Origin of the sequence: Actinoplanes campanulatus (assembly GCF_014647795.1) — a bacterium.
GTDB classification, from domain to species: domain Bacteria; phylum Actinomycetota; class Actinomycetes; order Mycobacteriales; family Micromonosporaceae; genus Actinoplanes; species Actinoplanes campanulatus.
This window is the reverse complement of record NZ_BMPW01000006.1, coordinates 108874-122371: the sequence shown is the minus strand read 5'-3', so window position 1 is coordinate 122371 and position 13498 is coordinate 108874. Positions and strand designations below refer to the sequence as shown.

At 69.9% G+C, this 13498-nt stretch carries 14 protein-coding genes; 1 reads left to right on the top strand and 13 read right to left on the bottom strand.

From position 1 onward, the window contains the following. Positions 1–30 precede the first annotated feature (30 nt). Complete coding sequence (locus IEZ13_RS47485; RefSeq protein ID WP_183222489.1) at positions 31–1791, top strand: flagellar hook-length control protein FliK; 1761 nt, start codon at positions 31–33, stop codon at positions 1789–1791. Between the two features lie 63 nt (positions 1792–1854). On the opposite strand, the gene IEZ13_RS13395 is transcribed toward IEZ13_RS47485, so the two are convergent. The 13 genes from IEZ13_RS13395 to IEZ13_RS13335 form a co-directional block, all read right to left on the bottom strand. Continuing rightward, positions 1855–2106 (bottom strand): hypothetical protein, encoded by a 252-nt coding sequence (locus IEZ13_RS13395; RefSeq protein ID WP_183222488.1) that lies wholly within the window; start codon positions 2104–2106, stop codon positions 1855–1857. Between the two features lie 12 nt (positions 2107–2118). Continuing rightward, positions 2119–3633 carry a hypothetical protein gene (locus IEZ13_RS13390; RefSeq protein WP_183222487.1) on the bottom strand — a complete coding sequence of 505 codons (1515 nt, stop codon included), beginning with the start codon at positions 3631–3633 and terminating at the stop codon, positions 2119–2121. Then, the gene (locus IEZ13_RS13385; protein WP_183222486.1) at positions 3611–5662 is read right to left on the bottom strand and encodes a flagellar biosynthesis protein FlhA; all 2052 of its coding nucleotides are present in this window, start codon (positions 5660–5662) and stop codon (positions 3611–3613) included. The genes IEZ13_RS13390 and IEZ13_RS13385 overlap by 23 nt, the downstream gene beginning before the upstream one ends. A gap of 170 nt (positions 5663–5832) precedes the next feature. Further along, positions 5833–6924, bottom strand: coding sequence for an EscU/YscU/HrcU family type III secretion system export apparatus switch protein (locus IEZ13_RS13380; RefSeq protein ID WP_183222485.1), 1092 nt, complete (start codon positions 6922–6924; stop codon positions 5833–5835). Positions 6925–6982: 58 nt separating this feature from the next. Next, on the bottom strand, positions 6983–7747 hold the full coding sequence (gene fliR / locus IEZ13_RS13375) for a flagellar biosynthetic protein FliR (protein WP_183222484.1): 765 nt from the start codon (positions 7745–7747) through the stop codon (positions 6983–6985). 4 nt (positions 7748–7751) lie between these two features. Next, on the bottom strand, positions 7752–8513 hold the full coding sequence (gene fliP / locus IEZ13_RS13370; protein ID WP_183222483.1) for a flagellar type III secretion system pore protein FliP: 762 nt from the start codon (positions 8511–8513) through the stop codon (positions 7752–7754). Positions 8514–8517: 4 nt separating this feature from the next. After that, on the bottom strand, positions 8518–8931 hold the full coding sequence (locus tag IEZ13_RS13365) for a flagellar biosynthetic protein FliO (protein ID WP_229794665.1): 414 nt from the start codon (positions 8929–8931) through the stop codon (positions 8518–8520). 5 nt (positions 8932–8936) lie between these two features. Further along, entirely contained in the window at positions 8937–9689 is a 753-nt protein-coding gene (fliN, locus tag IEZ13_RS48250) for a flagellar motor switch protein FliN (RefSeq protein WP_183222482.1), read from the bottom strand. After that, on the bottom strand, positions 9686–10636 hold the full coding sequence (locus IEZ13_RS13355) for a flagellar motor switch protein FliM (RefSeq protein ID WP_229794664.1): 951 nt from the start codon (positions 10634–10636) through the stop codon (positions 9686–9688). The genes fliN and IEZ13_RS13355 overlap by 4 nt, the downstream gene beginning before the upstream one ends. Positions 10637–10747: 111 nt before the next feature. Further along, positions 10748–11200, bottom strand: a complete 453-nt coding sequence (locus IEZ13_RS47480) for a flagellar basal body-associated FliL family protein (protein WP_183222481.1) — start codon at positions 11198–11200, stop codon at positions 10748–10750. Positions 11201–11218: 18 nt separating this feature from the next. Continuing rightward, positions 11219–12232: a flagellar motor protein MotB gene (locus IEZ13_RS13345; protein ID WP_183222480.1), complete on the bottom strand. Its 1014-nt coding sequence runs from the start codon at positions 12230–12232 to the stop codon at positions 11219–11221. A 5-nt stretch (positions 12233–12237) separates the two neighbouring features. Continuing rightward, positions 12238–13026 (bottom strand): flagellar motor protein, encoded by a 789-nt coding sequence (locus IEZ13_RS13340; protein WP_183222479.1) that lies wholly within the window; start codon positions 13024–13026, stop codon positions 12238–12240. After that, a complete protein-coding gene (locus IEZ13_RS13335; protein ID WP_183222478.1) occupies positions 13026–13307 on the bottom strand; it encodes a flagellar FlbD family protein in 282 nt (93 codons plus the stop codon). The genes IEZ13_RS13340 and IEZ13_RS13335 overlap by 1 nt, the downstream gene beginning before the upstream one ends. Positions 13308–13498: the final 191 nt, after the last annotated feature.

The following is a 13498-nucleotide window of genomic DNA, read 5'->3' as shown; positions in this document are numbered from 1 at the left end:
CGGGCAGATATCGAAGAGCAGGGAGATCCGATGACCACGCCGAGTTCAGTGACCGGCCCCGACCGCCGACCGGGTACCGAGATCGGCCGCCCGCCGACTGGGCGCCGCAGTGGTGACGGATCGGACTTCGGGTCGGCGCTCTCGAACGAGATGGGCCGATCGACCGATGCGAAGGACCAGGATCGCGGCGGCAGCCGGGCCGGTGCCGGCTCGGCTGACTACCAGGCCCTCATGTCCCGCGCCGCAATGTCACGGGCGGCCACCGAACGGGCCGCCGCCGCCACCCGGGCGGCCGCTGCCCGCACCGCCGACAGCCGGGAAGCCGCTCAGCGGGCCGCCGTGGCGCGAGCAGCCGAGCGGGCAGCCGACAGCCGGGAAGCCGCTCAGCGGGCCGCCGCCCGCACCGCCGACAGCCGGGAGGCCGCTGCTGAGCGGGCCGCCGCCACGCGAGCGGCGGAGAAGGCCGCCGACCGGCGGGCGGTCGCGGGCCGGAACTCGTCCGGCCGCACCACGTCGGAACGTACCTCGCCGAACCGCACCGCCGATGACCGGAACACCGCCGAGCGGGTGACCAAGCAGCCCGCCACGGCGTCCTCGGAGCCGGACCGGACCAGCGCCGAAAAGGAGCCGACCGCCGTTGAGACGGGTTCCGTGGCGGCGACGGCCGTCGTTCCGGTGCCGGTCGCTGTCCAGGCCATGACCACCGAGCCGCCGCAGGCCGACCCGGCCTCGGCCGGCACGGACCAGCTGACGGCACTGACCGGACCGGCTCCGGCGGGCCAGGGCGGCCCGCCCGTGCCCGGAACCACCGCCGACGCCGACCAGGTCGCCGCTCCGGCCCAGGGCGGCCCGCCCGTGCCCGGAACCGCCACCGACGCCGGCCAGGTCGCGGCTGCGGGCCGGACGGCCGCCGAGCAGGCCGCCGCTCCGGCGAACGGCCCCACCGGGACGACCACCGGCGCCGAGGCGCCCGCCGCACTGCGGCCGGAGAGCCTGCGCGCCGGCGAGGCCGCCACCCAGGCGACCGCGGACGGCACGGAATCCGCCGGCACCGACCTCGGCGCCACCGCGGACGCCTCCGGCCCGGCGGCGCCCACCGCGGACACCGCGCCCGAGCAGGGTTCCGCCGGACAGGGTGACCAGCAGCCCGGAACGGGCGACAGGGCCGGCGCGCCCACCACCGGACGTGCCGCGGCGGAGTCCGCCACCGCGTTCTCCACGGTTCTTCCCCAGGCCGCCGGACCGGGCGAAGCCGGTCCAGCCCATCCGGGCGCCGCCGGGCTGCCGGGGATGACCGGCCCGCAGGCCACCGCGCCGACCGCCCAGGCCCCGGCCCCGCAGGCACCGGCGCCTGCACCGGCCACCCCGTCTCCCTACGCGGCACAGCTCGCCACCCGGATCATCCCGCTGCGACTGGACGCGGACGGCGTGCACCGGCTGACCGTGCACCTGCACCCAGCAGACCTGGGACCGGTGCAGGTGGTGGCGGAGATCCGCAACGGCGACATCAGCGTGCGGTTGGCCGGCGGGACCGAAGCCGGCACCGAGGCGCTGCGGCAGTCCCTCGACGACCTGCGCCGCCAACTGAACGAGGCCGGCTTCAACAACTGCTCACTGGATCTGCGGCAGGGCAGCGCTGAGCAGCAGGCCCGGCAGCAGTTCGCCGAGCACCTCGGCCGGCGCGCCGACGGCGGATCCCGGGGTGGCCCGGACACCGCCGCCGAACAACCGGCCCCGGCCCCCACCCGACGGGCCGACCTGGGCAGTGGACGGCTGGACACCCACGTCTAGCGACGTGACCGGCGCCGGCCCGCGGATTCGCGGGCCGGCGCCGGTTGGTTCACAGCGGGTGGGTCAGCGTGACTCATCGGGCACGGAGTCGTACCGCTCGGGTGTCACCACCACGGATGTGGGCGCCTCTTCCTCCTCGACCTTCCGGTAACCGGCCAGGAGGAACCGGAGCCCGGCGAGCAGCACCGCGGCGACCGGCACCGCGATCAGGAACCGGATCAGCACCTGGCGGAGCTCCAGCTCGTCGAGGAGCAGGCGGTACCAGGCCGGCGCGCTGATCAGCAGCGCGAACAGCAGAACCGACGGCCTGATCATCGCGGCGCCCGCTCAACGGCGGCCGGAACGGGTCAGCCGGCGCTGGGCGACCGCGGACGGCATCACCTCGGCCGCGATCCGGGCGCAGAGCATCGCGGCCCAGGCGTGCGGGGTGGCCGGCTTGCCGTCCAGCGAGAAGATCGGCACGTCCAGGCCCAGCACCGAACCCGGATCCGAGGTGAGCTCCACGCCGTGCACCACGAGGGCCTCGACGTCGCCGAGACCGAGCAGATGACGGGCGGTGTCCGCGGTCTTGCGGGTGGCGTCGACGACGGCCCAGAGCGCGGTGGCCCCGAGCGCCTCGCACATGTCGTTGACCCAGAACGCGTCGGTCCCGCCGACCGGGGCGTCGATCACCACCACCCACGGATTGTCGGAGCTCTGGAGCTTCTCGGCCCGCGACTCGGCCGCGCTGCAGCTGGAGATGAGCCGGGACGAGTGCAGCCCGGTCCCCGCCGTGGAGGGCGCCGCCAGCAGCAGATGGGTCTGGTCCACGTGCACCTGGTCGAGGAGTTGCTTGGCGATCGGCACCGCGGCGTGCACCTCACCGGCCAGCACCAGGATCTCGCCGCCGCCGTCCGGGATACCGGGTGCGGCCGGACGGGCGGCCAGGACGCTGAGCACACCGGCGTACGTGTCCCCGCCCGTGATCTTGCGGGCCATCGACTCCGGCATCCCGACCGACATCAGGTTGCGCTGGACCGCATCCAGCTCGCCATGGCCGACCGCGACCGGAGCCGCAACCGGGACCGGGGCCTCGACCGGAACCGGGGCCTCGACCGGGGCCGATGACGCCGGAACCGGGGAGAGCGGCATCGACTCCTCCAGGCCGTACACCTCGGCGGCCGACCGCATCGGGGACGGAACCGCACCGAACCCACGCGGAGGCGCCGGCTGCGCCGACACGGGCGCCGCGGCGCGCGGTGTCGCGGCGGCCGCCCGGATCGGTGTCATGGTCCCGCGCGGCTCGGCGGACTCCCGGTCCCGGCCGGTGGGCCATTCCCCGAAATTCGGCATGGCGGGCAGCTCGGCCGGCGCCGGCCGGAACGGTCGCACCGTGGGTTTGTCCTCGCCGGCCTCGGCATGCCGGGGCTTGGCCGACCGGGGGCTGCCCGGCGCCCGGCCCTCGCCCAGGTGACCGGCGACGTCCAGACCGGCCATCAGCTCGGCGAACGCCGCACCGGTGTCACCCATTCCGGCCTGCCGGCCTTCCTGGCGCGCGGGCCGGTCGGGGACGGCCGTCCTCTCGGTGTTCACCCGGTCCTGGGCTTCGGCCTGTTCGAGCAGGCGCTCGAAGCTGGGTGTGCTGCTTTCGGCAACGGACTGTTGCGCCATGTCCTCACTGTCCTCGTTCGGATCCGGTACCTCGACGGAGAGTTCGAAGTGCTGTTTCGCGAAGAAACCCCCGATGCCACCACTTCGTACCTTGTCGGCGGAGATGATCCGTACGCCTGAGCCGTACTCGTCACGAATCTGAGCCAGCAGTGGCTCGATGGCCGGCCCCTCAAGAAGCACCCGCGTAGGCACCGTTCACCACCCCTATCGTCTCGATCTGTGCGGTGGAACCAGAGATTTCGCTGTACGACAGCACCTGGACCCGGCGTGAGCCGGCCCGCAGCAGTCGCATCAGCGGCAGCCTCAGCTGTGGTGAGCACGCCAGGACCGGATTCAGGCCCTGCTGCTCGGCGGCCTCGGTGAGCCGGCCCGCCTCGCTCACGATCGCCTCGGCACGCATGCCGTCGATCGCCATGAAGGCGCCGGTGTCGCTGGGCCGCAGTGATTCGAGTAGGCCCTGCTCGAGCATCGGGTCGAGGGTGAGCACGGTGAGCCGGCCGGCGGTCGCGTACTGGGCGGCGATGGCCGGGCCGAGGGCCCCGCGCGCCGCCTCGACCAGGCCGTCGTGGTCGACGGAGACCTTGGCCCGCAGCGAGAGCGCCTCGAAGATGCGCACCAGGTCACGGATCGGCACGCCCTCGTCGAGCAGCGCCTGCAGCACCTTCTGGATCTGGCCGAGGCTGAGCAGCGCCGGGGTCAGTTCCTCCACCACGACCGGGTGGGTGCGCTTGACCATGTCGCTGAGCGCGCGGACGTCCTCCCGGCCGAGCAGGCGGCTGGCGTTGGTCCGGACGATCTCGGCGAGATGCGTGATGATCACCGAGGCCCGGTCCACCACGGTCGCCCCGGAGATCTCGGCCTGGTAGTGCAGTTCGGCGGGGACCCACTTGCCGGCCAGCCCGAAGACCGGCTCGACCCCGGCACGGCCGGGCAGCGCCTGGAGGCCCTCGCCGATGGCGAGAACGGTGCCCGGCGGCGCCTGGCCGGCGCCGGCGTCCACCCCGGAGATCCGGATCGCGTACGAGGAGAGGGGCAGGTCCAGGTCGTCCCGGGTGCGGACCGGCGGCATGATCACGCCGAGTTCCATGGCCATCTTGCGGCGCAGGGCGCGGACCCGGTCGAGCAGGTCGCCGCTGTTGACGTCGACGAGGTCGACCAGGTCCGGGGCGAGCGCCAGCTCCAGCGGGTCGATCCGCATCTCGCCGAGCAGTTGTTCCGGGCTGTCGGGTGCGGGCAGGTCGGCGCCCTCCGCCGCGGCGCCGTGGGCGTCGACCACCTCCGGCTCGGGGTCCTTCACCCGCTGGGCGATCAACAGCACCGCCCCGCCGACCAGCAGAAAGGGAAGTTTCGGCAGGCCCGGGATGACGCACAGGGCGATCGCGGCGCCGCCGCCGATGCGCAGCGCGAGCTTGTTCTGGCTGAGCTGGGTGGTGACGCTCTGCCCCATGTCCCCGGTGGTGGCCGAGCGGGTCACGATCAGACCGGTGGCGACCGACAGCAGCAGTGCCGGGATCTGCGAGACCAGGCCGTCGCCGATGCTCAGCATGCTGTAGTGGTTCATCGCGTCGGCCGGGGACATGCCGGCCTGCATGATGCCGACCGCGAAGCCGCCGACCAGGTTGATCACCGTGATGATGATGGCCGCGATCGCGTCGCCCTTGACGAACTTGGATCCACCGTCCATGGCGCCGTAGAAGTCGGCCTCGGCGGCCACCTCGGCGCGGCGCTTCTTGGCCTCGGCGTCGTCGATCAGACCGGCGTTGAGGTCGGCGTCGATGGCCATCTGCTTGCCGGGCATGGCGTCGAGGGTGAACCGGGCGCCGACCTCGGCGACCCGCTCGGCGCCCTTGGTGACCACGATCATCTGGACGATCACCAGGATCGAGAAGATGACCAGGCCGATGACCAGGTTGCCACCGACGACGAAGCTGCCGAACGCGTGGATCACCTTGCCGGCGTCGCCGTCGCGCAGCACCAGGCGGGTGGCGCTGATGTTGAGGGCGAGCCGGAACAGGGTCAGGACGAGCAGCAGCGCGGGGAAGATGGCGAAGTCGAGCGGTTTCTGCACGAACATCGAGATCAGCAGCACGAGCAGCGCGGTCGTGATGTTCACGGCGATCAGCAGGTCCAGCAGGAAGGTCGGCAGCGGGACGACCATCATGATGATGATGCCGACGACCCCTACGGGTACGGCGAACCTGCCAAGCTGCTTCGTCTTCACGGCACCTTCCGAGCGTGGGCAGTCCGGTGATCGTCCGAGCCCCGCCGACGCCGTCCTGGCATTGGTCCGACCGGCGTTTCGGCGCCGTCACTGAGGCCGCTGTGGCACCGCCACGCACCGATCTTCCCTGCTCTTGCACCGCGTTGTGAGGAAATCTCCGGATTTGGTAGTTATGCCGCAGCTGGGGTGGGGTTCGGGTTGCGGTGGAAACCAGCGGCCGCACCACGTGCCTTCAGGCTCATCACGAACGCGAGCACCTTCGCCACCGCGCCGTAGAACTCCGCCGGGATCTCCTGACCGATCTCGCAGTCCTTGTTCAGCGCCCGGGCCAGCGGGACGTCCTGCACCATCGGGATCCGGTTCTCGGTCGCGAGGTCGCGGATCTTCGCGGCCAGCGGGCCCTGCCCCTTCGCCACCACCCGCGGTGCGCCCTTCTCCGGCTCGTACCGCAGCGCCACCGCGATGTGCACCGGGTTGACCACCACCACATCCGCGGTCGGCACGTCGGCCATCTGCCGGTTCCGGGCCATGGCGTGCTGCTTGGCCCGGATCTGGGCCTTGATCAGCGGGTCGCCCTCGGTGTTCTTGTGCTCCTGCTTGACCTCTTCCTTGCTCATCCGCAGCTGCTTGTTGGTGCGGCGCCGCACCACGAAGTAGTCGGCCGCGGCCATCACCAGGCCGGCCGCCGCGGCGGCCCGGATGAGCTGGATCGCGGCGTCGTTGATGACGCCGATCAGGGACCGCAGCGGCAGCTGGCCGGCGGTCATCAGCGTCGGAACGATGTCCTTCATGATCAGGTAAAGGACGACGGCGAGCACCGTCGTCTTGACCAGCGCCTTGACACCCTCCCAGAGCCCCTGCGGGCCGACCATCCGCTTGATCCCGGTGAACGGGTTGAGCCGGTTGAACTTGGGTTTGAACAGCTTGGTAGCGACCCGGATGCCGCCCTGCGCGCCGGCCGCCACGATGCCGACCGCCATCATGGTCAGCGCCAGCGGCAGCACCGTCCAGGCCGCGCCCATCAGCCCTTCCTTCAGGATCGCGAGGGCCGTGGCGGGGTCCGGATCGGCGATCGTGTCCGGGACCTTCGCCATCAGCTCCTCGGCGTGCTCCATGGCCTTGCCCAGGGTGCGCGGGAGGATGATGCTGGCGGCGAGCATGCCGGCCCAGGCGCCGAGGTCCTGGGTGCGGCCGATCTGCCCCTCCTGCTTGGCCTTCTTGAGCTTTTGGGCAGTGGGTTGCTCGGTCTTCTCGCCGGACACGTCTCACCTCCTCGGCCCCGGGGCGCTGTGCGCCTGTCAAAGGCCTTTTCGGCGTACCTCAGCCGCCACTGAGCCGCACCACCATCGTGACCGCCTGGTCGATCAGTTTGTCCAGCACCGTCGGCAGCATCATGATGGCGATGCCGGAGAGGGTGACGACCAGGAAGATCTTGATCGGGAATCCGAGCTGGAACACGTTCAGCGCGGGCGCCACCCGGTTCAGCAGGCCCAGCGCGACGTCGGCCAGGAACAGCACCGCGATCAGCGGCCCGGCGATCTGGACCGCGGCCAGGAACATCTCACCGATCCCCTGGATCAGCACCTGGCTGAACGTCTCCATCGAGAAGACGGTGTCCAGGGGCAGGGTCTTGAAGCTCTGGAGGAAGCCGCGCAGGATGATCTGGTGCGCGTCGCTGGCGAACAGCAGGGTGAGCGCCACCAGGTTGTACAACCGGCCGAAGACCGAGCTGCTGCTCTGCGAGAACGGGTCGTAGGTCGACGCCAGGGTGAAGCCGGAGAAGAGGTCGAGCAGGTCACCGGCGGCCTGGAGGGCGGCGAAGAACAGCGCGGTGATGAAGCCGAGCGCGGCGCCGATGAAGACCTGGAGAACCGCGCTGGCGATCAGATCCATCGTCTCCAGCGACGGGACGGTCTGCCTCAGGTAGGGCGCCATCGGCAGGGTCAGGCCGACGGAGAGCAGCGCCTTCACCGGCCCCGGGATGAACCGCGAGTTGAACGGTGGGCACACCATCAACCACGCGCTGGTTCGCACGACCCCCAGCATGAAGGCCATGAACTCCCCGATCGGGATGTCGAAGTTCATCGCCTCAATACGACCCCACCAGCGCCGTGATGATCAGGGCCCAGCCGTTGACCAGTACGAACAGCAGAAGCTTGAACGGCAGCGCCACCGTGACGGGGGGCAGCATCATCATGCCCAGCGACATCAGCGACGCCGATATCACGAGGTCGATGATCAGAAACGGGATGAAGATGACGAACCCGATGATGAACGCGGCACGCAGCTCGGACAGCACGAAGGCCGGGATCAGGGTGGACAGCGGAACGTCGTCGATGTTCTCCGGCTTCTCCTGACCGGCCGCCTTGGTCAGCAGGGCGATCTCGTCCGGGCGGGTCACCTGGTACATGAACTCCCGCAGCGGCTGAACCCCGTCCTCGAACGCCTCGGACTGGGTCTTCTCACCGTTGAGGTAGGGCTGGATGCCCTCCTGGTTGATGGCCGAGAGGGTCGGTCCCATGATGAACATGCTCAGGAACAGCGCCAGGCCGGCGAGCACCTGGTTCGGCGGCATGCTGGTCAGGCCGAGTGCGTTGCGGGTGATGCCGAGCACCATGAATATCTTGGTGAACGACGTGCAGAGCAGCAGCAGGGCCGGCGCCACCGAGAGCACGGTCAGCGCGAGGACGATCACCAGGGACGCGGGTGGGCCGCCGTCGGGATTCGTACCGTTGATCTGGATGTCGACGCTCGGTGGCGACGGAGTCGGCGCGGGAGCCGCCGCGGCGGCCTCCGGCAGCAGCACCAGGGTGGCCACCATCAGCAGCAACGGGATCGCGCGCCGGCTCATCGGATCATCGCCTCGTCGTTCGATCGCGCAGGAACTCGATCGCCGAACTCCAGGTCCGCCGGGAGAGCACCGAACCCTCCAGCCGGCCGTGGTGGCCGGCCGGATGCCGGCCGGGCAGCTCGTCCGGCGCCACCTTGAGAACGTCCTGGTGCTCCTCGTCCGGCTCGGCCTCGAAGGCGTGTATGTCGGTTTCACCGAGGAGATTCACCTGCTGTTCGGTGATCCCCACCACCAGCGCCCGATCCGCCACCCGGATCACCGCCACCGCCGCGCCCCGGCTGAGCGGCTGGCGGTTGAGCACCGTCAGCGAGCCGCTGCGGCGGGCGGTGTACGGCCTGCGCATCACCCTGGCCAGCAGCCACATCAGCAGCAGGACGACCAGCAGGGCCAGGATCATCCGGAGGGCGGAGGGGATCAAGACGGCTACTCCGTACCGGGAGAGACGATCTCAGTGATCCGGATACCGAAGTTCTCGTCCACCACGACGACCTCGCCGCGGGCGATCAGCCGGCCGTTGACCAGCAGGTCGGCCGGACTTCCGGCGGCCCGGTCCAGCTCGACGATCGCGCCCGGGGTGAGCGACAGCAGCTCCCGCACACTCATCCGGGTCCGGCCCAGCTCGGCCGAGACCTCCATCTCGACGTCGTAGAGCATGTCCAGCCCGCGCCGGCCGCCGGACCCCTGGACCGGTGCCGCACGCTGGGCGACGTCCACCGCGCCGGGGTCGTCGCCGGGCCACTGGTTCAGGGCGAGAGCGACGACCGCGCGTACCTCGGACTCGTCGCGCAAGGGCACCGCGACGGCGCCCTCCTTCACGGCGAGTGCGCTGAGCGCGACCTCGGGCTCCATCAGCTGACCGGGATCCAGCACCACCGGGCCGAACACCCGGGCCGCCGCCTCCAGGGCCGGGCGGACCGCCGCGGTCAGATCCAGCTCGCCGAGCGGACTCTCCCGCAGGGCGTTCGCCAGATCCTGGCCGACCACCACCACGACCTCACCTGAGGTCGCGCCGGTGAATCGGGCCGTGATCGCCTGCCCCTCGATCGCCGTCCCCGCGTCCGGCGCCACCGGGTCGGCGACCGTCAGGGTGTAGCTGGTGGGCAGGACGGCCAGCGCGGCTTCGGCGGCGTTCCGGGCAAGACCGAGCTGGGAAACAGTCATGGTGGGCGCTGTCATGGGCGGCCAGACTCCTTGGACGGGCTCTCGTTGGACGACGGCACGACGAGACAGGCGAGCCGGGTGCCCTGGTTACCGGGAACCGCATGAGCGAAGACGATGTCGGCGGTGGTCACCTCGAGCGGCCGGCTGGTCGGGTGTCCCAGCGGGACGACGTCACCGGGACGTAGATCCACGATGTCATCGGTACGCATCCGAATGGGGTGGAATCGCACTGCTACGTCGATCGGAGCGGCGGAAAGTCCGGCGGTCAGGTTGCGCCGGGCCCGATCCCGCACCTCCCGCTCGGCGGCGCTGAGCACCACCGCCTCGGTCCGTTCCAGCACCGACAACATGGCGTTGAACGGCAGGCAGATGGTGGAGAGGCACTCCTCCGCACCGATCTTGGTCTCGAACGACGCCACCACCACGGCGTCACCGGGCGCATGGGCACGCAGGAACTGCGCATTGTACTCGATCTCCTTGAGCTTCGGCCGGAGGTCGACCATGCTCTCGAAGCCGTACCGCAACTCGCCCAGCATCCGGTCGAGCAGGCCGCGCAGCAGCGGCATCTCCACCTCGGTCAGCGGCCGCTCCGGCTGGGAACCACCGGGGCCGCCGAGCATGTGGTCGATCGCGGTCATGATCGTGGGCTGTGCGATCTCCAGCAGCCCGGTGCCGGGCAGCGGGTCGAGGGCGACCACCGCGATGATCGTCGGGGTGACGAGCGAGGCGACGTACTCGTCGTAGGTGAGCTGCTCAATGGAGATCAACGAGACATTGCTGACCGCCCGGAGCCGGGTGGTCAGCAGGGTGCCACAGCTGCGCGCGTACGTCTCGAAGGCGATCTGCAGCGTGCGGACGTGGTCACGGGAGAGCTTGATGGGGCGCCGGAAGTCGTACGCGGTCGGGCCTCCGCCCTGGCCGCGACGTGACATCCTGCCGGGGGTACGGGAAGCGGTGGTCACGTCGTCCTCATCGGCTCACTTACCGATCCGCTGAGCCGTGGCGGCGCTTTCCGCCATTCTTCGCGCCGATGGGCGGGTCCGCACACGGCGGCCCGCCCATCGGCCCGGGCGTTACTGGGTCACGAAGGAGGTGAAGTAGAGGTCCATGACCATCTGCTTCCCGTCCTCCTCGTAGGCCTTCTCGATCTTCTCCAGCAGCTCGCCCTTGAGCTTGACGCGCCCCGCCTCGGTGGAGAGCTCGGCGACGGTTCGGCCGGTGTACTGCTCGATCGCGAGGTTCAGCGCCTCGCTGGTGTCGATCTCCTCCTCGCCGGCCTTCTTGGTCATCTGGAGGGCGAACCCGACCTTCAGGTAGTGCCCGTCCGCGAGGTTCACCGTGAGGGGGTTCTCGATCGTGACCACCACGCCCTTCTCCGGCTTCTCCTCGGCCGAGGCCGAGTCGCTGCCGAGCATGAAGAACGCCCCTACTCCACCGCCGCCCAGCAGGACCATCGCGAGGGCGATGATGATCATCAGCATCTTGTTCGACTTCGGCGCCTGGGCCGCTTCGTTCTCGTCAGACATCAGAAGAATCCCTCGGAATCAGTCGTGGACAGTGGTGCTGGTGGTCGGGGTGATGCTCTTGGCCTTCTCGGCGTTGACCTTCGCCAGGTACTCGGCCGTGGTCTGCCCGGTGTGCAGCTTGCCGTCGGCGCCGGCCGCGGAGGGCAGTAGCGCCGCCTGCGCGGCCGTGAGCTGGGTCAGGACGACGACGTCCACCCGGCGGTTCTGGGTGATCGAGCGGGGGTCCTTCGGGTCGATGAGCGGCTTGGTGTCGGAGAAGCCCACCGCGGTGAGCCGCTTCTTCGCCACGCCGTGGTCGGTGAGGAACCGGACCGTGGTCGAGGCGCGGGCCGCGGAGAGCTCCCAGCCGCTCGGGTAGAAGGTGGTCTTCGACCTGAGCTGGTTGGTGTGGCCGTCCACCTCGATGTTGTTCGGCAGCTTCACCAGCGTCGGGGCGATCGCGTTCAGAATCTTCTCGCCGCCCTTCTGCAGCTCGGCACGGTTGCCGGCGAAGACCACCTCGTTGGTGACGATGGTGACCACCAGGCCGCGCTGGTCGATGGTGAACTTCGCGCTGTTGAGCAGCTTCTGCCCGGCGAGCGCGTCGGCGATCTTCCGCTCGATCGCCTTCAGGTTCTCGGCCTCCCCGGCCGCCTTCTTGGCGTCGACCGTGGCCCGCTTGCGGTCCTCGGCCTTGACGGCCCGCTCGACCGCCTCCTTCTGCTTCTGGGTCATGCCATCGGTGCCGGAGGTGCCGTCGTCCGGGTTGGAACCCGGCTCGATCTGCACCAGCTGCGCGCTGTTGGCCGAACCGTCGAGCGGAGCCTTGGCGCCCTGGAAGGCGACGGTCGGGGCACCGAACCCGGCCGACAGACCGGACGCCAGCTGGGCGAACTTCTTCTGGTCCACGCTGCTCATCGAGAAGAGCACCACGAAGAGGACGAACAGCAGGGTCAGCATGTCCGCGTACGACACGAGCCAGCGCTCGTGGTTGACGTGCTCCTCGTGTTCCTCGTGCCTCTGTTTACGCTTACGCCCCCCGCCGGAACTCATCTAGATCAGGCCGCCTTCCTGCTCGATGCGGCTTCGGCCTTCTTCATCTCGTCCGGCGGCAGCAGGCTGCGCAGCTTCTGGGCGACCAGACGCGGGTTCGAGCCGGACTGGATGGCCAGGACACCGTCGATCACCAGCTCCATCTCCTCGGCCTCGATCGCGCTCAGCCGACCGAGGCGGGCGGCCAGCGGAAGGAAGATCATGTTGGCGCTGAGCACGCCCCAGAGGGTCGCGACGAACGCGGCGGCGATCGAGTGGCCGAGGGTCTCCGGCTTGTCCAGGTTCTCCAGGACGTGGACCAGGCCCATCACCGTGCCGATGATGCCGATCGTCGGGGCGTAGCCACCCATGCCCTCGAAGAACTTCACACCGGCCTTGTCGGCCTTCTTCTTGGCGGCGACCTCGGCGTGCAGGATGTCGTGCAGCTCGTCCGGGTCGGTGCCGTCGATGGCCAGCTGCAGACCCCGCTTGAGGAACGGGTGCTTGACCGTCTTGACCGCGTCCTCGAGAGCCAGCAGGCCCTCACGGCGGGCTCGCTCGGCCAGCTTCACCACGCTGTCGAGCAGCTCGGCGGGCGGGGTGACCTTGCTGGTGAAAGCCTTCTTGAGCTGTTTGATGAAACCGCCGGCGTCCTTCATGACGCCGCCGGCCATGGCTGCCGCGAAGGCGCCGCCGAAGACCAGCAGCATCGCCGGGAACAGCAGGATGGAGACGGGCGAGCCGCCCTCCAGGATTTGGACGGTGAAGACGATCGCCAATCCGGCGACGATACCGACGATGCTAGCGAGGTCCATCAGCGTTCCTTCCGGTGCATCGGGAGCACCTTGGCTTCGAGTTCGCTGTCCAGGGCAGACGAGGAGCTGATTGCGGGCTCGGGCTCCAGGCGGCTGGCCTGGGCGATCAGAGAAGCGCGGTAGTGACGCACCGAGTCGATGAATTCGGGCACGGACTCGGCGACGATGTACTTGGTGCCGTCCACCAGGGTGACGACCGTGTCGGGCGTGCAGTCGACGCGCTCGACCAGGTCCGGGTTCAGTGCGAACACGGCGCCATTGATGCGGGTTACGAGGATCACGACATCCGTCCTTGGTACGTCTTCGGCTGGTTGGACCGTCCGTGGCCCGACACATGTCAATTCGGCTGACCGCCGGTTGCCTATGAGTTAAAGGCGGTCGCTATCCGGGTGCGAACAGCGGCCCGGAAGCGGGTACGGAAACGGCCGGGACGGGCACGAATGCCCATCCCGGCCGGCCTGGCTCGGGTGCC